This is a genomic window from Flavobacterium sp. (genome assembly GCF_027484705.1).
Lineage (GTDB): Bacteria > Bacteroidota > Bacteroidia > Flavobacteriales > Flavobacteriaceae > Flavobacterium.
Map to the genome: position 1 here is coordinate 60,173 of NZ_JAIXSL010000004.1, position 23,756 is coordinate 83,928.

Here is a 23,756-nt window from a genome sequence, read left to right on the forward strand (position 1 = left end):
AAGGTGGTTTTTAATTTATACAGCAATTTTTTGAAAATAATTATGTAGTGATAAATAATTACAACTTACTAATGCTTTAGCTTGGTTTACTTCAACTGCATTACCAATAAATTTTTTTTGTTCAGTTTGGTTGCCAACAAGTTTATAGTCTTTTGGAAATCCTTGTATTTGTTTTAATTCTGGAATGTTGAGCATTCTCATTTTAATATCATAAATACCGTAAGAAGCCATGAATTCTTTAATACAAATCATTGTTTCGCTATCATCATCATAAATTGGTATTTGCAACTCACCTAATGAAGTAGATACAATATAAAGAGGCGCTTTATCTTGACGCGCTACAACCGTGCAGCATGGATTGTCAACACTTCCATTATTTCCACCCCATGAAGGATTGAGAATGAAATTTTTTGTTTTGATAATTGAAAACTTCGGAACTGTAGTTAGTGTATTACATGGCTGGTCAATGCCAATTGGTTCACTACTTGTGTATTGTTGATCTATAAAATTGACATCAATTTTAGCAACTCTATCTTTTGTAGTTATTGTTGGTGAAGGACTTTCAATTGAATGAACACCACCATTACCGTAATAAGTATTTAGATGTGATGCTGTAACAAGTTCCTGATTTCCTCCTGTCTGTGTAATCGTTCTTGAAGGATTATTAATATCAACCAACTTTGAATTAGGATCACCGGAATTTCTTTGTTGAATAAACTGTGATGCTGTAACTATAGCTTGACCGCCAACCGTTGTAACCGATCCTGCTGGACCATCTACACCAATTACTTTTCCTGCTGGTCTACCCGAATAGTATTTCTTAATGAAATTAGTTTTTACAAGCGCATGAGTTCCATTTGTGCAAATGGTCCCCATCGGTCTATTGATTGAATTAACTTTTTGTTCTGGATTAATTTTACCACCGTTGTAACGTTTTGTAAAAATATCATCACCGTTGGCCACAAATTTTATAAGACCAGCATGGATTCGTTTTAAAGTGTTATCTGATAAAGGTTTTTTTCGAGTAAAGATGCTTTCGCCTTCATCATCTAAATCTAAAACTTCACGAACTGCTTTCCATTTAAACATAGGAAATAAAGGACTAACTATCTTATCTTTTGTATGTGTTTGCTCTGGCCATTGAATAGGATAACCATAATTAGCAAACTGTATAAACAATCGTTCACGACTTTGATAAGCTCCATAGTTCGCAGAATTTAAAAGTTTAGCATCGTATCGGAAACCATACGATTTTACTTCTTCAATCCATTTAACATAATCTTTTCCTTCAGTTCTTGAAATTGGTTTGCCATTTTCAGAAAGTGGACCCCAACTCATAAATTCGCGAACATTTTCAACCCAGAAATAATCTGGATCTAATTCCTTCAAATACATAAACATATGTTCTGCTAAAGTTCTACTATCAGCATCACGAGCCTGACCGCCTTTAGCTTTTGAAAAATTCGTACATTCCAATGAAGCCCATATATTTACTTTACAATTTGGGAAAACTTTTCGAAGTATATTTACTAAATACTTTAATTTTTTAACAACCTCAAAATCACGAATATCTTCAGTAAAATGAAGTGTATTTGGATGATTTAAAGCATGGCTTAATATAGCATTTGCATCATGATTTACACAAGCTGCAACAAACATATTTTCAATATCAGTAAAATGAATTCCAGTAGAAGTTCCACCAGCACCGCAAAACAAATCAATCCAAAAAACCAAAGGTTTTGCAGGATCGTAACTTTTCTTAACGTGCTCGATAAAAAGACTTACGTTTTGTTTTAATTCAAACTTTGTCATGTTTTGATATTCATTTTTAAATTTTAATCGAAAATATACCTGCCATCATCTTCCTGTCTGATTGTTGTTTTAAATGGAAAACCTGAAGGTTTTGGAACTTGTTTAATTGTATCCATTAAATAAGAAGAATCTGTCCAGGTTACACGTTTTTCACCTTTATATTCGATTTGCATATCCAGCCTTAGACCTTCATACTTTGATGGACCAATCTTAAAATCATGCACAATTATTAAAACATTCAATATTTTAGCAATCTTTATTTTTTCGCCAGCGAACCCGGCGCTTTTTTGTTCTATTTTGAAATCTTTGAAGTTGTTCATGGGTTAGAAGTTTGTTTTGTAAGTTTTTGGTATCTGCATGTATCAACCATCCCCAATAAGCTGCAATAGTTTCATGCTTAGGATGTCTTTTGAGTTTTCGCACGAAGTTTTTCTTTATCGATTTCCTAATCATGATGTGATCACGAAAAAACACGTAGCCTAGAAAATCAATTCCACGACCATCAAGACTGTAGCGACTTTTAGCGATTGGGAAAACCTGATAATTATTTTTAACTATAAGTTTTAGATTTACATCAAAGTATTGAGAAATTTTAAAAAATAAATTATGCAAATAATCTTTGTTATCTGCACAAATCACGATGTCATCAGCATAACGCCAGTAGTATTTTACTCCAATAGTTTCTTTGATCCAATGGTCAAAACCCGTCAAATAGAAATTTGCAAAATATTGACTTAAATAATTACCGATTGGAATACCATCAGTGCTATCAATTATTTCATCAAGCAGTTTTAACAAGCGATAATCTTTAAATTTTCTTCGTAAAAGATTTTTAAGTATTTCGTGATCAACACTAGGATAGAATTTTTTAATATCCAGTTTCAAACAGTATTTTGTACTCGATTCATCTAAAAGCGATTTCTGCAAGGATTTTTTAGCTGCATGAATACCTTTTCCTTTAATACAGCTATACGTATCATTTGTGAACATTCCTGTAAAAATAGGTTCAAGCACATTCATTATTGCGTGATGTGTTATGCGATCAGGATAATATGGCAACCTATAAACGATACGTTCTTTTGGCTCGAAAACTTTAAAAGTTGAATATTCTGATGTATGGTAATCCTGATTGATAAGAATTTCTCGTAACGCAACTAAGAACCCTTCGGGATTTTTATCGAATAATCGAATACCATACTGTTTAGATTTTCCCTTTCTGGCTTTTTTATCAGCCAGAATGAGATTATCCATATGAGTAATTTTATCGAAAAGATTATTTATGCGTTTCATAGCCTTTGTTTCTCAGTCCACGTTCTTAACAAATTATTGAATACTAGCGGACATCTTTATTCTTTATGTTTTTTGCCTAGAGGCAAGGTCTGCACCGAGCAATTATATTACAAATATGGGCACTGGCATTCGTGTTCGTGTTCCAGTTATCGTAGTCGTTGTACGCCCAGCTGGAACTGGAAGAAGAACAGAACAACAGTAACGATGCACAACCCTTTTTATCTATAGAACTGCGTTATACAATTCTGGAAATGTTTTAACCGTGTCAATCATTACATCGTACGATCTAAATTCACGGCGGGCACCGGCATACGAGTACGTGAGCCAGCGAACGTAGTCGAAAGACGCCCAGCCGGAACCGGAAGAAGAAGGTCTAAAATATGGTTTATACTTATACCGGCTATAATTTTCATAATCGGGAATCCAAGGATTATCTTGACCTTCATTATTTTTTGCAGGAATAATAATGTCGAGTTGATAATTTGCAATAGCGCGTGACCTAGCAGGCTCCGAAAGTTGTTCCAAAATTGCAAGATCTTTCCCAACAATTTGCATATCGATTTTTTCAGCCTGACAAGCGGCCTCGAATGATTTGATTTTTGATTCCATGTCTTATTTTTTTTGATTTAAGTAATTCAATATATGCACGTATTTTTCGAAAAACTGATCAACAGTTTCCCGCATCATTTCGTATGATCTGAACGGGCGGGCACCGGCATCCGTGATCGTGTACCAGAAAACGTAGACGTAGTACGCCCAGCCGGAACCGGAAGAAGAATCTTTAGTAAATACTGGCCAATACTTTCTTGATAGGCCATTCCAAGGTTTTTCTAAACCTTCATTGTTTTTTGCTTCAACGATGGTATCTAGTTCAAAAAGTTCATTAAAGTAATTTCTTTGTAACTCAGGTAACATCGAAAAATCTGGACGAACATTTGGGTCTTTTCCCAAAGCTACACATGCAGCTTCGTAGGAGTTAATTGTTGTAGTCATTTTGTTGGTTTTAAATTAATTGATAAGCTTTTTTATATATTTCCGGAAATCTTTCTACGCAAATTTTTACGTGATCAGGATTGATAAATCCGAGGCGGGCACCGGCATCCGTGCTCGTGACCCAGTAAACGGAGACGTCGAACGCCCAGCCGGAACCGGAAGAATATTTAGCATAAGGGAAATAAAAGTAATTTCCTGTTGACCAATCAGCATCTTTACAACCATTGAAGCAGTAAACAATTAGCAGCCATAAAACCATATTATTGCCAGCAATAACATCACGGTTATTTGTTGCTGGAAAATTATAATCTTCAGGATTAGCACCAGTTTCTTTAAAAACATCATCGAGCGTTAGCACACGATCTTCAACATTTTTTAAAAATTGGTGATCAGGATAAAGACTGATCAAAAGTTTTTTACCTTCAGAATCAGCAACCGCGAATGCTTTATCCGCATCTGAAGATTTGAGTTTAAGTGTTTTTTTCATTAGATTAATTTTAGGTTTTATAATTGTTGTTTGGGTTTTTACCCTTGTTTTTTAAGCATTTCTTTTTCAAAAAGCGAAAGCTGTGAACTATCATCGCTTCCAGTTTCTTTTAAACTCAGACGATCTTTAAAGCTAAATCCAAAATGCTTTGAAAATGATTCAATTTCTTTTAGCATTTTTTCCCGAAGCGTAACATGTCCTGAAACATTTGAGGCTCCAGAGCCAAAAGTTTGAACTAAACCTCCATTATAGCCACGAGTATTTATCTGTTCTTCTGCTTGTAAATAGTAATCAACAGATCGAGCTAATGCATGAAGATGAATTAAATCAGGCTTTGTAAGTTTGTTTGATTCTACCAACATTTTTCCGAAATAACGATACCAGAATTTTTGATTATCAGTCAAATTAATTTTAGGCATTGGTGCCGGTAGGGATTTTAAAATCTCATACAGATTTTTGTTCACTTCCACAACTTCACCGTCATTTCTTAAAACTTTCATATTTGCTTTTGACATAACTAACATTATTAAATTAGACCCCCCCACCAAAAAACTACACCGAGTAAAATCCTAACTAAACAGCGATGTACGCATTTATTGACTTATCGAGATTTTACCCCATACCCCTTATGCGCTTCACTTCCCGATTTACTATCGTGGTGCTTTTTACATCTTGACATTAACCACTTCATATCATAAGGATCATCACCACGCGCAATCAAAACTTTTGCCTGAGGTTCATGATCAGCTACGGTTGCAATAGTTACTATTCCTTCCGCTTCACAATCGCAACAGCAAGGAAAAGATTCTAATTGTTGCTTACGAACCTTTCTCCATCTTCGGCCATTGTAATCAAAATCATCATCATGCCTTTCACGATCAAAAGGCTTCCTTTCACCAACCCACGGCCTTTTTACCTTATTTAGTTTCTTCGCCATCAGAAAGGAGTATCAAGACCATTATCATCACTCATGTTTTTATCACCGGATTCAAAAGCTTCGGAAGGTTGAGCCGTCGGAACTCTATCATTATGCCTTTCGTTTGGATCCTTTTCATCAACCCATTCAGCAGGATCAATAAACTTTGTTTTATCACCAATCCATTTTAAACCAATAGTAGTATCAGGCGCACCCTCACGATACTTAGCGAAGATGATTTCAGTATCAGCACCAGCCTGTAGTATTTCATCATCAACCTCAAAACCGTAATATCCGGCACGATAAATAAACTTCACAATATCTGCATCCTGCTCAATTGCTCCTGATTCACGCAAATCCCTTAGATTTGGGCGTTTGTTTCCGCTTCGAGATTCACACTCACGTGATACTTGCGATAAGGCTATAACAGGAATTTCCAACTCTTTAGCCAATGCTTTCAACTTTCGAGAAATTGAAGCGATTTCCTGTTCTCTATTACCCGACCGGTTCACTTTTGTAGCATCACAAAGCAGTTGCAGATAATCAACAACCAAGTATTTTATTTTGTACTTTCTTTTCCATAACCTCGCAGTTGCAATTACATTTCGAATATCAGGACTAGGCGAATCGTCAATGTAAATCGGAAATTCTTTCATCCGATGCTTATGCCTGTTTAGAGTTTGGAAGTAATTTTTATTATCGCCGAACCCTTTTTTAGTTAATTGAGAAAGATGAAAGTTTGTATCTATTGCTACAGTTCTGGCAACAAGTGAGTAAATACTCATTTCAGCAGAAATAATGCCACCCGGAACGCCAGCTTTAGCGTTCTCAACCACCATTTTTAAAGATTCCGCGGTTTTTCCCATTCCTGGCCTTGCAGCAGAAATTACAAGTTCGCCCGGCTGATAACCACCAGTAAAGCGATCCATTACAGGAAAGCCAGTTCTTATACCGGTAACTTCATTTTCAGGATTATTTGATAGAAACTCAACACGCTTTTCCACAACCTCTAAGGCCTCAGAATAGCTTACATTTTTTTTGCCCTGCATGGACATTTCAACAATTGAATCCAAAGCATTCGACCAATCATTCAACAACTCCAAACTGTCTATTTCATCATCATAGGCCAGCGACATGAATTCAGCCGATGATTTAATAATCCAGCGCTTAATAAACATTTGCAGGATAATTCGCGAATGATATTCAATATGCGCTGATGAAGATATTTTTTGAGTAAGTTGAATCAGAAAGAAATCACCACCAACAGCCTCTAATTTTCCGACTGATCGTAAGCGCGCAGAAACTGTTAAAATATCAATAGGCTGATTATCATTATACAAATCACAGATAGCATCAAAAATAAATTTGTGAGCTTCTTTATAAAAACAATCGGAATTTTTAAGAACCATCAAACATTCATCAACACCTTTCACATCAATCATCATTGCACCCAAAACCGCTTCTTCTAATTCGATAACTGACGGCGGTAATTTAACCTGTTCAAGTTGCACGACTTTCATGTTAAAATCAGTATTCGATTTTTCCTTATTTTTAAATTGCTCCATGATCAACCTTTAAATATTTTTCGCACCGGCGCGACATCTTTATTTATTTCAGACTTCGATTCTTTCGCGTTTTCATTTCCTAAATAATTCAAAACAAATGCTTCAGCCCGATAGAAAATCTGCACACCAACAAACTCTAATTTTCGTTGAGAAACTTCAATTTGAATTTTAGAATTCAATTTGATACAGAATTCTGAAAATTGAGCTTCAGAAAATCGGTTACGATATTTCATCATAAAAGTTTCATAAAGCGAAGGCGATTCATTTTGCAAAAAAGTGAGCGCGTCGTTTTCCTCACTCTTATCTTTGGTTATAGTAATAATATTATTTGTCGGATTCATTTCCGACAAATCAGGCTTAACTACCTTAAAATCAATAACCTTAACCTGTTTTGCGATTTCGGATTCATTTCCGAGTTCACTCGGATTCATTTCCGAGTTTGAAATAAAGTCGGATTCATTTCCGAGTTTGTTCCAGCGTTTACCTTTTTCGGTTAACCGTAAATAATCCCGACGATTTTCTGTTTCATAATCGACCAAACCAATTGCGGCCAAATATTTGAAATGACGGTAAACAGTATCCGGTTTTTCATAAAATAGCGGCAGCTGCTCAATCACTTTGTTTCGCGAAACCCACCAATACGTTTTTCCTTTTATAACTTTTTCAGTTGCCCAACTGCTAACTTCAGTCAATACCGACATTAAAGCCGCTTGATTTACATTTAGCTTAAATTTGATACACCGATTTTGATTAATCACGATATTGAAGCGCATTTACTGATTTTTATGATTCAACTACATTAAGACAATTTGCATATGCTTCCATAAACCGGCGCTTTGCTTCAGCAGAATCCCAAACCACATAATTCGGTTCAGTTTTCAGTACCATAGCCCGCCATTCCAAACCCAATAATTCAGAATCAATTTGTTTTATCTGATCTGCAAAAGGAAATTGAAATCCAAATTTTTCAGCAATAACACCTGATAATCTTTTTTCTATAGCCTGGTAATCGGGTAATAATTTTTTATACGGAGAAGGCATATCCAGCATATAAGCTTCCGATGCATCATGAAGCAATGCAGCTAACTTGTTTTGAGGTTCAGCCATCATGTAAGCGTAAACTGAATGTTGAGCAACACTCAAAAATTCATCAAGTTGGCCACCAAAGCGCGGCATAAAACTCAATCCATGTGCGATATCTTCGATATCGATTGTATCAGGATCCATTATCAACAAATCGAAATATTTTCCCGAATTAGTTCGGATAGAATTAGGCGTATGGAGATTATCGGGCATTATTTTTATATTGCGGAGTAGCTTTTTTGTAAGCTTTCCAGATTAATACTACATTTGAAATTCATTTGATGACAAACTGAAATTATTTTATCCCGAAAAACGGCATTGCGTAACATTTGTAATTCCATTTTTTCAACTACGGTCGGAACATACAAATCAGTCATTTTATATTCCGAAGCGATTTTGTATTTGCTAAAACCATAAAGCTTTGATAAAATAAAAACCACGACTTTTTTAGGAACAGTATCAGCAAACCCAATAATATCAGAATATTTGCAGTCGAAAATTTGACATACAGCAGTTTCTAATTTTTTAACAGTTTCACTATTGTAAGCAGCAGCTACCATCGACGATTATTGATTATATTTTTCAATAGCTTCTGCCTTTGAAGCAACAACATTACAAACCATCCGCATAGTAACTGTAGCTGAATCAATACCATCATCGGTAACAGTCTGAACCAGATGAGAAATTACATGACCATCCGGAAGCATAACTTTATGTGCACCGTTTTCGACAAAAACAGTCGCAAATACTTTCATAAATTCTTTAGCCATTCATATATTTTTTAAAAATTAATACTCCTATTTACCGTGAAACTCTATTCTCAATTTTTTTCTGATTTTGAACACATAGCATAAATCTTTACCATTTAATGCTTTTTCGAAAAATTTACTTTTCAGATCATCATCGACAAATTTTGATAGCTTTTTTGCCGTTGTCAATTTTGGTTCAGAATAAACAGGAAGCAATTGAAATTCCGTGAAATCATCATCAACAGGCCACCAATATTCACCGATCATTTCCGAAACTCTGATCACAAAATTTTTGTTCACCAAAACATTTATCCTATTTTCTGATTTAATTGCTTTCATACTAAAATTTTAAACCACATTCGTTACACAACCATTCGGTTTTTATAGATTCAGATTTTATATACTTACATCGATAGTGTGCGCATTTTTCCTGTTTCAATACCCTTTTTGATGATCTTTTAAAAAGATAACTATCAATTAATCCGATGCAAAAAAACCAAAGCCACCAAACCACAACAAGACTGATTAATAGGATAGTCAAAGCCAATAACACATCGCTCAGAATTTCTATATTACGCGGTTGCATAAACGACACATTTCAATTCGTTCAAAGAAGTTTTCAGGATAACATAATACAGGTGAATTACAGCCACTTTCAGCTATATCGCCTGAATGATCAACCTTTTGATTTGTACCCGAAAACGGAATGTTATCTTTCGGAATATCCTGTTTATTATTTTCCATCATTTACTTTTTAGATTTGAACTTTCTTTCGCCGGAATCAATTAGCCTTTTATACTTATCAACCCTTTGCTGTTTGGTTACTTTTGACTTTGATTCAGGAGCAACACGCTCGCTTGCATTGCTCCCAAATTCAAAATCCGCAATTCCTAAAATTTTAGAAACTGCTGTTAAATGCCCCCGCAGACATTGTATCTCTGTTGCCGATATTGAAACCATTCTTTCCATCAGGCAAATTGTTTTTTAACAATTTCACTCATACACCAATAAACATCCCAAATCATCACCGGATATTTATCACGGTTCACGATTAAAGCACATCGAATATTCATCACTTCACCCTTATTTTTACATAATCCTAAAGCGATTAAGATTTCAGAAAGTGTGTATAATCTCATATCAATTCAGTTTTTTCAATACATCTTTTAAAGCAGTAAGAATTTCAGAATCAAAATTTCTAAAATGCCAAAAATCCCATAACCGGGATTCATCAGTATTTGGAAAATAATTTTTCACTATCGCCTTTAAAGCTTCAAAACTTTGAAACCCTTTATCGAAAAAATCACTTAAAACCTGAGCAGAATTTTGAGCGCTTTCAATCCTTTTGAAAGTTTTCAAATCCCTCTGTTTCAAATTAGAAGTATCAGTGATTGGCATAACCTTTGTATATTTGTATTATAATTCTGTGTATAATTATGATACAAACCTAATATAAATTATAATACAAAAAACAAAAAAGTATTATAAAAAATATTATTTTTTAAATTTATTAATGTAAAGCACTGCCTATGAATGAATTAGACTATGAAAAAAAATTGAAATTTATATTAGAAATTGCAGAAAAATTTCAACTCACGGCTTACGAAATAGGCTCAAACACCAGCCAAAATGTATCCGGTATTGACAGAATATTAGACAAATCTGTGAAGAAACCACATAAAAAAACTGTGGATAATATATTTAATTGGTTAAATTCTCAAGAAAAGTATGCTATTTATATTAGAGAAAATATCATAAATGATCCATCACAATCATACACAACAATTCCCCAACTTCAAGAAAGAATAAGAGAACTAGAAATAATTTCTGATTTAAAGGATCAGGTGATCAATTTACTTACAGAAAAAATAGATACCATCTTAAATACTTCAAAATCTAAAAATGATCAACAATGAAATTAAAAATATTAATAACAGCATTCTGCTTTTACTGGTGTAGTACATTTTCGCAATCAGCACATTTCAACAAAATAACCAAAGAAGGTAAATTCACCGAATATTTTTCAAAATCCGGCAAATCAATCAAAGTAAATGACACCATCGAAATCGGTTACCCAGGTAACGGATCGAGATTCAATTTTATAACACAAGGGAACGAACCGGCCGGAGTGATAATAGCAAATACCAAAGTTGTTGTAACAAAAATAAAATCCATTGGCAACCCAAAAAGAGGGTATAAGGCTTACATGTTTTTTTCCGGCTATGGATTATTACCGGTAGTTATCGATTACGAAGCTGCTTTGGAAACCCGCGAACTTAAAGGAAAAATCAACTAAATACAGTGAACAAAAAAGTGAACAAAAACTAATAATTAAACATTTTAATTTGTTTGTAAAGCATTAAAAACCAACATTTTACTATTTTAATAATTTACGTGCAGAGAATCCCTCTTTCTCCGCGAAGAAAAACCGAAAGTGTAAGCTTTCGGTTTTTTTGTTTTACGGCAGCGTCGAAAGCTCCGCTTTCGTAAGCAGCTGTAAAACAAAAAAACACAATCGCTGCAAGCGATTGGTTTTTCTTCGCAGGTTCCCCGCGCTAGGGATCAACGAAGTTAATCCCTCAATCATTAAACTTCCATTAGCTATATCTGAAATCGTATTTTATGCAGTATCTATACATTATCGACAGGTAATGTATGGTTCTAATTTAGCTGTACAGATTAATGAATAAATTCTGATATAGTTAGACGAAGTTGTGTCTTAAGGAATCCCTCTTTCTTTTGTCTTGATACAAATCGACGGAGGAGATTCAGCGAACACCACTGATAAATAATATCTAGGTGAGCTAAAAGAAACAAAAAATCAAGTCTTCATATTTTCACCTGTAAATCATCACAACCCGGCCAACGCGCCACCTGGCTCCTTCGCTAAAAATGTCCACCGGACATTTTCTCAACGCTCGGCCCTCGCGCGACCACAGCCGTTCGTCGTGCCTCCTCAACTCCGTGGTCACTCCCTAAGGCCAGCGCGCAAAATGCGTTGTGTGATTTACGACGGAGAAAATATGAGGACGGGTTTTTGGGGTGGGTTGAACTTGTGGATAATTGAGGGGAGGGGTAATTGGTTTGGTGTATTTGTGTATTGGGGGCTATCTGGATACTGTGGTTTTTTTTAATCAGTGTTTTTAATTTGTTGTCTTCTGGTGTTTGTGGTCACAAACCTCAAGTCCGCTCTATTTTTCGTTCGAGGAACATTTGCACGATTGGAATTTGCATAACTATTTAATTAAACCTAATTCTTTACCAATATCCTGATACATTTTAGACAACGGTCTTTTGTGCTGCTCTTTTTCCAAGGCATAATTCCCTAATATCATTCTGTCAATTTCAGATTTACTAAACTGCAATCCTTTATAAGAACTTAAATATTCTCTATATTTTTTAGAGTACTTTAAATTTCTTTTTATAATTAATTCAATAGCATGATCATAGTGTAATTCATATAAATCTTTTAAATTAAAAACTTCTAAATGCCCTGGAATGGATTTTTTAAAATAAACTTCAATCTCGGATTTTCCAGATAAAGGGTTAATAATTGCTATGTTTTTTATTTTGTGACTTAATTCAAAGTCATTGTAGTTTAATAGGTAAGGATTTGATAAACCTTCAATAAATGGGTCTCTCTCTTCTTTAGCTCCGAAACCGTTACAAGGTTTACACGATGGTATTAAATTGAAATAACTTAAACCTAAAATTGGATATTTTGATTTTGGATAAAAGTGGTCAATTTCTGGTTTAGTTTTTTTGTTTTTACTTGTAGTATATATATAATTTCTATTACAGTAAGGACAAGTATCAATACATACTTTATTAATAAATTTCCATTTATCTAATGCTTTTTCATTTTCATAACCATTACTAATAAAAATATTTCTTAATACTATATTATCTCTATGGTTAATATTTATAAAAGTTGAATTAATCACATTTTGGTGTGAAACAAAATTATTTAATTCAAAAGGACTTTTTGTTATTAATTCTTTTAAAGAATTATTATTTAAGTCACTTAATCTCAATAAAATTACTCTTAAGTCTACTGAAACATTATAGGTGTTTGTTTTGTATTTAACACTTCCTTTGTTTAGTATTCTATTGATATGATGTACTATCAAATCTTTTACATTTTCATAATGTTCCTCTGCAAAAAAATTATTTATTTGTATTGGTATCATCTTTCAATTTTTTAATTTTTTCCTCAAGTTTTTTAATTTCTTCGCCCTTAAACTCAGGAAATGCCTCTAAAAACATATCATTAAGTTTTTCACTTAAATACGGTTCTCCAATTTGTTCAATAACTTTTTTGGCAACAAGAGGTTCGCTTATCCATTCTTTTTTAGAACGTTCGGCATTGTAATTTATATATTCTATAATATCTTGAATTTTGTTTTTTGCGTATTGACCAATTAGTCCATCTGAAAGAAAAAAAGAATCTGAAAGAAGATCACTAATATTTGCGCCAAATGTTAATTCATTTTCTTTCCATTGTTCAGGAGAACCATCATTCAATTTTAACACATTAGTTGCAATGATATCTGACAGAATAAATGGTGAGTGGGTTAAAAAAAGGATATTAATATTAGTTATGTATTCTAGTTGACAATTTTTAATCAGTAACAATAAATTATTGATATAATTTTTTTGAAAAGTAGGATGAAAATACAATTCAATTTCATCTAAAATCAAATTAACAGAACGATACCTTTTTATTTTTTTTGAGGTAGAACTTTTATGAACAGAATCAATATTTTTTAGATGGTAAATTATGGAGTTTAACGAATAAATACTCTGTCTTTGACCTGAACTCAGATTTTTAAACAAGCTTTCATTTGTAAATTCAATTTCACTAAAGAAAATTGGGGGAGGCAAATAATCAATTATATCAGTAAATAACTTCCTTTGTCGTATTGATTCAACTTTTGTCTCAATCTCGTCAAGTTTAACTTCAAAGTAGCCGTCATATAGTTCGACTTGAAATAAGTTTAATGCCAAAAAGTTTAATGCCTGCCGTACTTTTACAGTTACATGGCTCCTGTCTTCATATAACCTCTTAATAAAATCATCAATGAGTTCATTGTCCAGATCAAAGTTGTCTTCTATTTCGTCCTGCTTCTCAAGTTTAAAATTGAATTCTTCAAAATTGGTATATTTTGAAGGTATTGTGATTAGCTTATTTATCAGATATAACTCAACGATGTTTTGAATATTTACTGAGTCATGTCCTTTAACAGGGTAATCTGATTCTAAGACTTTATTTTTTCCTTTAGAACCATACATCTTAGTATAAAGAGGTATGATTATTCTTTTTCTGAATTTTCGAATAAATTGTTCAGAATATCTTTCTTGATTGCGATTTGATAAAGAGAATAGTCGTTCAATTTTATTCTCATCTCTATAAAAACTAACTTTCGAGACTTGTAAATTTGTATCAATTTCTTTGTATTCGTTTATGCTAATAACATTTGCAAGAAACCTAGACCTTGTAAGAAAGGTCTCAATATTAATATCAATTTTTCCTTCTTCTCTAAATGGATTAACAACAGCAGGCATTTGATAGCCATCATTTTTATGGAAAATCGATTTTATCCAAATTCCGATTTCATTCGTATTAAAGGAGTAAAGCGAGTAATTTACAATCATAGTATAAAAAAAATCTGCCAATTGGTCACGTCTAGTAATAGTGTTGTAAGATTTTCTGTCAATTGTTGTTATTCCGTTCTTCTCCGTTTTAATGCAGGCTAATATATTATTTCCATCAATTTTTATAATCTCTACGCTGTCGTTAATTGAGTAATAAAGTTCTGCCTTAAGTCCGGTTTTAATTCTATCAAGATCTTCTTTAAATCGTATACTCTCAAATTCATTAAAGATAAAATTCTCTTTCTTAACGTATCTGAGTTTATTTGAGACATTGAAAAGAATATATAATAGCAATTCTGTCAACGCACTTTTTCCTGAACCATTTGCACCAACTATTGCAGAAATATTTACTGATATATTTTTTTCATTACTGATTACTGAATATAAATTTTCTAGCGGGTTCGGTTTGACATGAATTTCGGTTACATTGCTGTCGAAGTTAGAATCAGTGAGTAAATCAAAGTTTTCATCACCATTTTTAAAAGAGATATTATTGTAGAATTTGTATAGTTGCCCTGCTCTGAGATTTTTTAAAAACCACGGGTCGCAATCCCATAGAGGCCTTATTGCTAATAACTTAAATCCACTCATCCCTAATTCTTTTTATATTCAACACTATTCTCCGCAACCATCCCCAACTCATTCTCAACCTCCCCAACACTAATTTGCCCATTCATTAGCATAGGCAACAACCAATCACGGAGTGACGCTAGTTCTTGGTTTTGTTTGAGATTCTTTAAAATCAATTTGAAATGAGAATTTGCTGTTTTGTAGAATTTTTCAGTTAATTCATCTTCAGGGATAACAAAATAGAGTTCTTTAATTTTATCCTGTGACAAATTATCTCTTGCTGAGCCTGAACTTAGATTTATTAAATAATCATACAATTGGTGTAAACCAAATTTTAAATATGGAATCAATTTTTTATCTTTTGGCATAATTCCACAAACTGCTTGATTAGTTGAGGCTTCAATATCAATTAAACTGACCTGACCTGCTGTTGCACCGTACATGGCCATTAAAATTGTTCCTTTTTTAAATAGCTTTGCACTTGAATTTTCTAGGCCTTTTGGAGTAATAAATTTCTTTGATGAAATAATAAAAGATGCATTTACTTCTCCACTATTAATCCAGGGAATAGTTCCGTTTTCGAAATATTCTTTTTTAGACTTCAAAGGAGTTCCACCTGAGCCTGTTTCTGCAATATCTTTGATTCTTTTAACCTCCCAACCCTCAGGAATTTCTCTCTTTAACTCTTCATTCCAAACCATTTTACCACCACTGGTTTTATAAGGTTTACCATTAGCATCAGGAAAATCAAACTGCACAAACCAATAATCATAAAGCGTTTTGGTCATTGCTTCTAGCTCAGCATTAACTTTGTTGTTGAGTTCGATTTTGGCATCTAATGAACTAAGAATTTTAGAGATTCCTTGCCAAATATTTTTTTCTGGTACAGGGACTTCAAAATCTTGAATAGATTTTAGTGATAGATTTTTAATTGTAGAACCAGTTGCGACATTATAAAAATGTTCTTGAACTCCTGGTAATTGAAAATAATAGTAATAAAATTTATTAATACTTGTTTTAAAATTTAAGTAGGCAGCACTTTTTCCCAACATAACCTTTTCGTTATTAAAAAAAGCCATACTGCCTAAAGTACCATTGATGGAAAGTAAAAGAGTATTTACATTTAGTTCAATAAAATTTTTTGACAATTCTTCTGAAGTTACCTTTTTAGTATTTTCATTAATCTCAATTTTCCCATTTTTTAAGTTATTTCCATTAATAAAGTAAATATCTGAATCTTCAGAATATTCAGGTGTACCATGTAATCCATCGCCAATTCTAAAACATAATTTTGATAACTTTTCGTATTTCCAATTATTCATACTTTACAGTTTTCAAATTATTCTGAATCTCTTTTTCCAACGATTTACTTTCAGCAAATAATTCACTTAAATTACTTTCAAAAGCTTTCATCTTACTAGCAAATTCAGCAGGAGTGATATCCGTATATTCAATTTTTACTTCAAAATATTGCCCGGCACTCAAGCTGTAATTTTTGGCAATAATGTCTTCATAACTCACTACTATCGAAAAATCATCAATCGCCGTTTTGGTGTTAAAGGTTTTAATAATTTTATCTTCTTCCTCTGTAGATAAAAGTGTTTTTTGGTTTTTACCTTCTTTTACTGTAGTTCCTAGTTTAGAAGCGTCAATCAGCACAACATCGCCTTTGTTTTGCTTGTCTAAAAAGATAATAGAAACGTTAGTTCCTGTAGTGGCAAAAATATTACTGGGCATACTCACCACACCTGCTAACATTTTATCGGCTACCATTCTTTCTCTAATCTTTTTGTCAATACCACTTTGTGCCGTTATAAATCCTGTGGGTACTACAATAGCCGCTTTTCCGTTGGGTTTTAACGAATACATAATGTGTTGCAAAAACATCAAATAAATCGCCATGCTTTCTTTCTTAGCAGCAGGTATATTCGGTATTCCGGCAAAAAAGCGTTCGTGGTTTTCTTTGGTGTCTAAATCGGCACTAAAATCTGAAAAGTCTAATTTAAACGGTGGGTTACTCACAATGTAATCAAACTGCTGCAAGCGTCCGTTTTTGTCTTTGTGAAATGGTTCTAATATGGTATTGCCTTTTACTACATTGGGTATTGAATGCACCAAATCGTTTAGGATTAAATTTAGGCGCAATAGGTTAGAGGACTTCTGCGAAATATCCTGAGTATAGATCGTGCATTTGTCTTCTCCAATCTGGTGGGCTAAATTCATCAACAATGTTCCCGAACCTGCAGAAGGATCATAACAAGTTACATTGCTTACCTTTTCATGCACCAAGCAACGCGCCATGATTTTAGCAACGGCATGTGGCGTAAAGTATTCGGCGTATTTTCCGCCGCTGTTGGTGTTGTAATCTTTGATTAAGTACTCAAATATCTTCGCGTAAAAATCAAACTTCTCATGGAAGATATTCTCAAAACTAAAGTGTATTAGTTTGTTGATAATTGCCCTGCAAAAGTCATCGCGTTTATCGGTTACGTATTTACTGATGTTTTCAAACAGTACTATTTTTTCGCCACCTTCTGTAATTACCGAGAAAATGTCGCTGTTCTCTTTAGCGATATCCAACAAGGTGTTGTCAAAAATGTCGGCAAACTTAGGTTCGTTTTGTTTTTCAAATAAAGTCGATATAAATTGTGAAGGCTGAATCCGCGCCGTGCTTTCGCTCATTTGCATCATCAGCATTTCGTAGTCATTCTCGTTATAGCTTTTTAATACGGTTTCCCAATTGTCGGCTTCGGCAATTTTTTTGTCTAGCTTTTTTACTTCATGAACAAACTTATCGTTCAGGAATTTATATAGAAATACTTGGGTAATAATTTTAAATTCATTGCCATCGTTTCCCAAACCATAATTGGCACAAACGCTTTTTAAATCGTCAATGAGTGCTTCGGTTTGTTTCTCGAAATTTTTTGTGGTGGTCATTTTTGTTTTTTAATTATTGTTAGGCAACCCTGCCGTAAAATTCGTTCATGTATTCTTTTACTATCAATCCGTTGATGCGTTTGGTTGCAGCAGCGTCAATTTCTATGTGTTGTTTGTTTTTAAATTGGTCAATGACTAGGCGCATCATCATACGTTCTACAAAACTTTCATTTTCTAAAAGCTTGGAGTTTTGCAGTATTTGGTTATCGACTTCTTTTTTCAATCCTTGTAAAGCCTCAAACAATTTACTCTCACTGTCGGTTAATGGGTCTTTTTCCATCAAGCGTTTGTGCAGGCGCGCATATTTTTCGTCGTTGTCGTATTTGGCTTTAAGCAATTGGTTTTTGCGTTCGAGTTCTTTGGCTTGCGCGTATATTTTTTCCAAAGCAGCAATATTGCTTTCCATTTCTTCTTTGGTTACCTCATTGAGGTTCTTCTTTTTAAACAAGCGCTCCAATTCTTCTCTTAGTGAAATAAATTCGGGTGCTTTTTGGTCGAAATTGCCGCCTAGCATTTCACGTGTTCTTTGAAGAATATCTTTCAATTGGTCGGCCAATATCATTTCTTCTTCTTTTACTTTTACAAAAGCAAACAACACGTCTTCTAGAGCAATATTTAACAAATTGGTTGTGTCTACATTGGTTTCTAACGCTATTTTAGTGTTAATCAGTGCCAAGTGATTATTGGCTTCTCGTGACAGCACTGTTAGTTTATGAAAATCAAGTTGGTCTAATAATTCGTAATTTCCTGAAAGACGGATTAAGTTGTAAAGACTTTTTGCATTGTTAAGCACACGCGCAATTTTTAGAACCTCGTTCCGGTCTTGAATCTGGGTAATTTGCTGCGAGAAAATTTCAGCGTTTCTCGTATCGAAATGAAATAGCACTTCTTTAATTTCATCTATTTCCGTTTTTATTTCTTCTGCGGATTTGAATAGATTGGAGTAATGCTCCATTTCATCGCCCAATTCCGATTGCAGCTCTCTGAAATAATCCTGATTGGTTTTATCAAACTCTTTTTGAATATCAGCAAAATCAACTACATAACCATAGCGAAAGTCTTTGTAAGTTCTATTTACCCTTGTTAGGGTTTGCAATAAATTATGTGCTTTTACAACGCGTCCGATGTATAATTTTTTCAATCGGGGCGCATCAAAACCAGTCAGCAGCATATTGAAGACAAACAGAAAATCTATTTTGCCGTCTTTAAAATCCTCAACTTGATCCTTGCGGTCTTGTTTCGTTCCGATATCGTGCAGAATCAAAGCAGCAGTTTTTACCTTACTGTCGTTTTTCTTTTGATTGCCATAGCTTTTATTGGGTTCAGCAGCTATTGCAATAGGTTCTTCGACAGCCTTTTCTTCATATTTAGATTGAAAGATTTCATACATCATTTTGGCTTGTTCTGACGAATCGCAAACCACCATGCCACCAATAGAATTATCATTCATGGTTATTCTGGCATTCTCAAAATCCTGAACGATATAATCCAACATCGGTTCAACAAATTTATGGTGCGCATAAACTTGTTTTCGGTCACCATGTCCTTTTAGAATTTCAATTTCTTCTAAAGCTTTTTTCAGCGTTAATTTATAACTGGTTTCAATTTCTTCCCGAATCAAGCGTAAGGTATAACCATCAGCAATCGATGAATTGTAATAGTATTTGTGAATATAGCCACCAAATAACGCTTTAGAATTATAATCATCACCTAATAATGGCGTTCCCGTTAGTCCGATTTTTATGGCATTACTATCTGATTCATTCAGGTTGGCTAAGAAACTTCCTTTGGGATTATAACTACGATGCACTTCATCTAAAAAGTATACACGCTGAATGTTCAACTGATAATCCATATTTTTTATAACATTCGGATCGTCTTCAAATTTTTGAATATTGACAACTGTAATTTCCGGCTTTCCGGAATTATTATGAATTACACTTGTAGACTTAATGTCTTTTGCAAAAGCATCTCTTGAATTAATTTCGTGAACCACAAGACCACGGCTTTTAAACTCTTTCGCCGATTGCGTCAGTAAATCAATTCGATCAACTATAAAATAAAATTTAGGAATGATACCTTTCTTCTGATAATAATCAGTTAAGTACTTTACGTTGTAATAAGCCAAAGCTGTTTTACCACTGCCTTGGGTGTGCCAAATAATTCCTTTTTTGATTCCATCCTCCAGTTTTGCTTCAATGGCCTTGGTAGCAAAAAGTTGCGGATAACGCATGATGTGTTTTTCCAATCCTTTACTGCCTTTCACATAAGCAAAGGCATATTGCAACATAAATTGCAAACGTTCTTTTTGAAATAACGACGTGCAAATTCGGTTAGTAGGTGAATTTGGATTTTTATTCGTGATAAATTCAGGGGCATTTTTAATTCCGACTAAATTGGTGTCTTTTAAAACATTTGTTTCAAGCTCGTCATCTATATCAATAAGCAATACGTCTAAAGAAAATTTTTCTTCTTCTCTGAAATAATTAAAGCTAGGTTTATGATAAGAAGAGGTAGAGTAGAAGGCTCCTTCTATAGGTTGTGGTGACGAATTATCATATTCCATGTTGTTAGAGAACACCATCAACTGAGTAATATTAATGAACTTCCGGAACTTCTTATTTTGAAACCGACGTTCCATTCGCTTATGTTCCGCCAAAACACCATCTTGATTATTAGGTTTTTTAACCTCAATAAAAACCAGCGGTATTCCATTGATCAATAACGTAATATCGGGTCTGAATTCTTCTTCGTCCTTTTTACAAGGCAATTCAGTCACAACATTAAAAGTATTGTTATTGAAATTCTCAAAATCTATCAAACGAATTCCAGATTGGCTGGTAAGCTTTTCATAAAAGGCTTTTCCTAAATCTTCATTTTCCAAAGTAAGTGCTACTTCATCATAGAAACGGGAAACATCGCTATTACTTAACTCAGGATTCAGCCTCTTAACACTTTCGTTAAAGATGTCAGTAAAAATATTGGTATTCTCATCCCATAGCTGACCTGACAACGATAAGTACTTATACCCTAATCGCATAAGGTGCAGTATAGCAGGTATTTTTACACGAGAGTCTTCGTTAAAAGCCATAGGCTAATTATTATAAAAATTTGAATCCGTAGTTTCACCAAACATACCAATAAATACCCACACCAACAATAGTATTTACACGGATTTTGAAAGGTGTTTTTACCGCGTTAATACGTAAAATCAATAAAGATTATTGATTCCGCAAACAAAACGCCATTAATGAACGATTAACCCAACCCACCGCAAGCCCCGTCTTATTATTTTCTTCGTCGTAAATCACCCAATGCATTTTGCGCGTTGGCTTTAGGGAGTGACCGCGGAGTTGAGGAGCCCGCGACGAACGGCTGCGGTCGCGATAGGGAAAATGGATTGGGATGATTTACAGAATAAAATAATCAGACTTGATTTTTTGTTTCTTTTGTATCAAGACAAAAGAAAGCCATTAGCACAACAATTACATAAACACAAAAATCAAAGACTTGATTTTTTGTTTCTTTTAGCTCACCATGGTATTATTTGTCAGTGGTGTTCGCTGAATCTCCTTCGTCGATTTGTATCAAGACAAAAGAAAGAAACGTCATTGTTTAAGAAAAATTTCTCGCCGAACCTCCAGCGTCAAATTACATCAAGACAAAAGAAAGTCATGAGTACAATAAAACCAAAACAAATTTAAAAACAAAAATCCTAAGCAGTGCAAAACCGATCAACATTCTATAATTTAACACCATTTCATTACTTTTAATACATTTGACACACTATATCTTTCGCCACTTTTGTTTCCGACTACGCCTTACCATGCGTTGCTTAAAGACGATAAGATATAAAGACATGACGCTCTGGATTTTTTACACAAATCTTGCGTCTATTTGATTGTAACCACGTCATCCTATTTATAATTCCAAACAAATGACAACTGAAGTAACTACGATATGGATTGACTTTCATCAAGAATTGAAAGCATTTATTTTGAATAAGACAAGAAATTCGGCTGACACTGATGATATTTTACAGGAAGTATTCATCAAAATCATACGCAATATTGAAAAGGTAAATCAAGCTGAAAATTTGAGAAATTATTTATATGGTATCGTTAGAAACTCCATTAACGACTATTTCAGAAATAAGAAAATAGTAAGTGATGACTTAGAAATGGTGGAAAAAATAACTGAAGAAGATACCCAATCTTTAAATATGACTATTGCTGAGTGTTGCATAAAACCTTTCATCAATAAACTGCCAAACGATTATCGGGAAGCTTTATTAATCACGGAGTTCCAAAACATTTCTCAGAAAGAATTAGCAGAAAAATTAAACATCTCCTATTCTGGCGCAAAATCAAGGGTTCAACGCGGTAGAGAAAAATTAAAAGAACTAATCCTTAATTGTTGTTCTTATCAAAGCGATAAGTATGGCAATCTGGTTCAAAATGATGATGAAAATTGTAAGTGTTCCTAATTTTTTGCTTCTTTTTTAAGATGGTTTAGTGTTACTATTGAACGGTATTATTACCAACTTATCAGTAACTCACTATTAAAAAATCTAATAAATTGTTTTTTCAACCTAACTAAAGAGCTTTTAAACTTGCGTCTAAATTAGATTACCATCGTCTTACTATAAACATTAAAAATGATAAAACATGAAAACAGAATCAATTGAAGTTTTAGGAAAAAACAAAATCGAAAAAGAGGGTCAAAAAGTAGCCGTATCAGGTTGTTGTGGTGGTGCTCCAACAAGCAATGAAAAGGCTTGCTGCAAACTGGATGAAGACAAAAAAAGCTGAAGGGGAAGAGGGTTGCGGATGCAATTCGCCAAACGAAAATTCAAAGTCAAAATCTACATGTTGTTAAAAAAAAAAGATAAGATAACTTGGTTGTCTTGTCTTTTTTTTAAATAGTTTTGAAGCATTGCATTCCATACTTTGTAGAGTATTTGTTTGAATAACAAATTTTTAGTTTTTCTTAAAATTGGTTTTTTTGTGATTCAAATTTGATTGCAAAAACTGTTTTACAATAAATCAAATACGAAAAGTAAACGTTATTATGGACCACACGAACGATCTGGAAATCGCAATTGAAACCATTAGCAAAAATTATTCGCCTTTGACTGTTGACTGTAAAAACGACTTAAAAAAGGCCAGCAAATTAGTATGTCTTGACAAATCATCAGAAATTGTAAAAGAAGGCCAGTTTGCAGACAAATTGTATTTTATTGTGAACGGCTGCGTCAGAGCATTTTATAATAAGGATGGTAAAGAGATTACAGATTGGTTTGCTTTTGAAGGTGATTTTATTAGTTCAAGAAACAGTTTCTATCAAAAAGTAATAAGCAATTACAATATTGAATTATTGGAGCAAACTACTTTTTTAGAAATATCAAGAGAAGCAATTTTAATACTTCTAGACAAACACCATTGTTTTGAGCGGTTAGGCAGAATTGCCATAACCAAAACAATGCTTCAATTACAGGAAAGAATTGTCTCCATGCAATTTGAGACCGCGCAACAAAAATATGAAAATCTTATCAAATTGCGTCCTGATATACTTCAAAGAGTGCCTTTAACCTTTATAGCCTCCCACTTAGGGATCACACTCGAAACCCTAAGCAGAATTCGCAGCCCCAAAAATCGAATTTGATTTATATCAAATAGATTTCATTTATTTCGGTACAT

Annotated in this window: 27 protein-coding genes; 5 read left to right on the forward strand and 22 right to left on the reverse strand. The window is 33.7% G+C overall.

The genetic code is table 11. The features are described 5' to 3' along the window. Positions 1–15: 15 nt before the first annotated feature. The 17 genes from Q0058_RS01150 to Q0058_RS01230 form a co-directional block, all read right to left on the reverse strand. Entirely contained in the window at positions 16–1,812 is a 1,797-nt protein-coding gene (locus Q0058_RS01150; protein ID WP_298220841.1) for a DNA cytosine methyltransferase, read from the reverse strand. Positions 1,813–1,835: 23 nt separating this feature from the next. Next, positions 1,836–2,132 (reverse strand): hypothetical protein, encoded by a 297-nt coding sequence (locus tag Q0058_RS01155; RefSeq protein ID WP_298220843.1) that lies wholly within the window; start codon positions 2,130–2,132, stop codon positions 1,836–1,838. Beyond that, positions 2,059–3,063, reverse strand: coding sequence for an RNA-directed DNA polymerase (locus Q0058_RS01160; protein WP_298220845.1), 1,005 nt, complete (start codon positions 3,061–3,063; stop codon positions 2,059–2,061). The genes Q0058_RS01155 and Q0058_RS01160 overlap by 74 nt, the downstream gene beginning before the upstream one ends. Before the next feature lie 261 nt (positions 3,064–3,324). Further along, the gene (locus Q0058_RS01165) at positions 3,325–3,711 is read right to left on the reverse strand and encodes a hypothetical protein (protein ID WP_298220847.1); all 387 of its coding nucleotides are present in this window, start codon (positions 3,709–3,711) and stop codon (positions 3,325–3,327) included. A gap of 3 nt (positions 3,712–3,714) precedes the next feature. After that, entirely contained in the window at positions 3,715–4,095 is a 381-nt protein-coding gene (locus tag Q0058_RS01170) for a hypothetical protein (RefSeq protein WP_298220849.1), read from the reverse strand. A gap of 10 nt (positions 4,096–4,105) precedes the next feature. Further along, positions 4,106–4,582 carry a hypothetical protein gene (locus tag Q0058_RS01175; RefSeq protein ID WP_298220851.1) on the reverse strand — a complete coding sequence of 159 codons (477 nt, stop codon included), beginning with the start codon at positions 4,580–4,582 and terminating at the stop codon, positions 4,106–4,108. Positions 4,583–4,620: 38 nt separating this feature from the next. After that, the gene (locus Q0058_RS01180; RefSeq protein ID WP_298220853.1) at positions 4,621–5,097 is read right to left on the reverse strand and encodes a P27 family phage terminase small subunit; all 477 of its coding nucleotides are present in this window, start codon (positions 5,095–5,097) and stop codon (positions 4,621–4,623) included. Positions 5,098–5,183: 86 nt separating this feature from the next. Beyond that, complete coding sequence (locus Q0058_RS01185; protein ID WP_298220854.1) at positions 5,184–5,519, reverse strand: hypothetical protein; 336 nt, start codon at positions 5,517–5,519, stop codon at positions 5,184–5,186. Then, positions 5,519–7,063 (reverse strand): replicative DNA helicase, encoded by a 1,545-nt coding sequence (locus Q0058_RS01190; RefSeq protein ID WP_298220856.1) that lies wholly within the window; start codon positions 7,061–7,063, stop codon positions 5,519–5,521. Before Q0058_RS01190 ends, Q0058_RS01185 begins: the two co-directional genes overlap by 1 nt. A 2-nt stretch (positions 7,064–7,065) precedes the next feature. After that, positions 7,066–7,821, reverse strand: coding sequence for a hypothetical protein (locus tag Q0058_RS01195; protein ID WP_298220858.1), 756 nt, complete (start codon positions 7,819–7,821; stop codon positions 7,066–7,068). Positions 7,822–7,846: 25 nt separating this feature from the next. Next, positions 7,847–8,359 carry a hypothetical protein gene (locus tag Q0058_RS01200; protein ID WP_298220860.1) on the reverse strand — a complete coding sequence of 171 codons (513 nt, stop codon included), beginning with the start codon at positions 8,357–8,359 and terminating at the stop codon, positions 7,847–7,849. 5 nt (positions 8,360–8,364) lie between these two features. Continuing rightward, entirely contained in the window at positions 8,365–8,706 is a 342-nt protein-coding gene (locus Q0058_RS01205) for a hypothetical protein (protein WP_298220862.1), read from the reverse strand. Positions 8,707–8,712: 6 nt separating this feature from the next. Further along, positions 8,713–8,916: a hypothetical protein gene (locus Q0058_RS01210; RefSeq protein ID WP_298220864.1), complete on the reverse strand. Its 204-nt coding sequence runs from the start codon at positions 8,914–8,916 to the stop codon at positions 8,713–8,715. A 27-nt stretch (positions 8,917–8,943) separates the two neighbouring features. Next, positions 8,944–9,234: a hypothetical protein gene (locus Q0058_RS01215; protein ID WP_298220866.1), complete on the reverse strand. Its 291-nt coding sequence runs from the start codon at positions 9,232–9,234 to the stop codon at positions 8,944–8,946. A 228-nt stretch (positions 9,235–9,462) separates the two neighbouring features. Next, positions 9,463–9,639 carry a hypothetical protein gene (locus Q0058_RS01220; protein ID WP_298220868.1) on the reverse strand — a complete coding sequence of 59 codons (177 nt, stop codon included), beginning with the start codon at positions 9,637–9,639 and terminating at the stop codon, positions 9,463–9,465. Positions 9,640–9,642: 3 nt separating this feature from the next. Beyond that, a complete protein-coding gene (locus tag Q0058_RS01225; RefSeq protein ID WP_298220870.1) occupies positions 9,643–9,864 on the reverse strand; it encodes a hypothetical protein in 222 nt (73 codons plus the stop codon). A gap of 171 nt (positions 9,865–10,035) precedes the next feature. Continuing rightward, entirely contained in the window at positions 10,036–10,293 is a 258-nt protein-coding gene (locus Q0058_RS01230) for a hypothetical protein (protein ID WP_298220871.1), read from the reverse strand. Between the two features lie 131 nt (positions 10,294–10,424). On the opposite strand from Q0058_RS01230, the gene Q0058_RS01235 reads away from it, so the two are divergent. Both Q0058_RS01235 and Q0058_RS01240 read left to right on the forward strand, forming a co-directional pair. Then, the gene (locus tag Q0058_RS01235) at positions 10,425–10,811 is read left to right on the forward strand and encodes a hypothetical protein (RefSeq protein ID WP_298220874.1); all 387 of its coding nucleotides are present in this window, start codon (positions 10,425–10,427) and stop codon (positions 10,809–10,811) included. Next, positions 10,808–11,191 (forward strand): hypothetical protein, encoded by a 384-nt coding sequence (locus Q0058_RS01240; protein WP_298220876.1) that lies wholly within the window; start codon positions 10,808–10,810, stop codon positions 11,189–11,191. Before Q0058_RS01235 ends, Q0058_RS01240 begins: the two co-directional genes overlap by 4 nt. Before the next feature lie 940 nt (positions 11,192–12,131). Here Q0058_RS01240 and Q0058_RS01245 read toward each other — a convergent pair. From Q0058_RS01245 to Q0058_RS01265, 5 genes are read right to left on the reverse strand one after another with little or no spacing between them, the layout of a single operon-like run. Then, positions 12,132–13,085: a hypothetical protein gene (locus Q0058_RS01245; protein ID WP_298220877.1), complete on the reverse strand. Its 954-nt coding sequence runs from the start codon at positions 13,083–13,085 to the stop codon at positions 12,132–12,134. Further along, a complete protein-coding gene (locus Q0058_RS01250; protein ID WP_298220879.1) occupies positions 13,063–15,141 on the reverse strand; it encodes a hypothetical protein in 2,079 nt (692 codons plus the stop codon). The genes Q0058_RS01245 and Q0058_RS01250 overlap by 23 nt, the downstream gene beginning before the upstream one ends. Positions 15,142–15,143: 2 nt before the next feature. After that, a complete protein-coding gene (locus tag Q0058_RS01255) occupies positions 15,144–16,442 on the reverse strand; it encodes a restriction endonuclease subunit S (RefSeq protein ID WP_298220881.1) in 1,299 nt (432 codons plus the stop codon). Next, positions 16,435–18,057 (reverse strand): class I SAM-dependent DNA methyltransferase, encoded by a 1,623-nt coding sequence (locus Q0058_RS01260; RefSeq protein WP_298220883.1) that lies wholly within the window; start codon positions 18,055–18,057, stop codon positions 16,435–16,437. Before Q0058_RS01260 ends, Q0058_RS01255 begins: the two co-directional genes overlap by 8 nt. 19 nt (positions 18,058–18,076) lie before the next feature. Next, complete coding sequence (locus tag Q0058_RS01265) at positions 18,077–21,148, reverse strand: type I restriction endonuclease (RefSeq protein WP_298220885.1); 3,072 nt, start codon at positions 21,146–21,148, stop codon at positions 18,077–18,079. An 846-nt stretch (positions 21,149–21,994) separates the two neighbouring features. Here Q0058_RS01265 and sigZ point away from each other — a divergent pair. The 3 genes from sigZ to Q0058_RS01280 all read left to right on the forward strand — a co-directional run bounded on the left by sigZ (position 21,995) and on the right by Q0058_RS01280 (position 23,721). Then, complete coding sequence (gene sigZ, locus Q0058_RS01270; protein ID WP_298220887.1) at positions 21,995–22,543, forward strand: RNA polymerase sigma factor SigZ; 549 nt, start codon at positions 21,995–21,997, stop codon at positions 22,541–22,543. Between the two features lie 181 nt (positions 22,544–22,724). Continuing rightward, positions 22,725–22,868 (forward strand): hypothetical protein, encoded by a 144-nt coding sequence (locus Q0058_RS01275; RefSeq protein WP_298220889.1) that lies wholly within the window; start codon positions 22,725–22,727, stop codon positions 22,866–22,868. Between the two features lie 259 nt (positions 22,869–23,127). Further along, complete coding sequence (locus Q0058_RS01280; protein WP_298220890.1) at positions 23,128–23,721, forward strand: Crp/Fnr family transcriptional regulator; 594 nt, start codon at positions 23,128–23,130, stop codon at positions 23,719–23,721. Positions 23,722–23,756 lie beyond the last annotated feature (35 nt).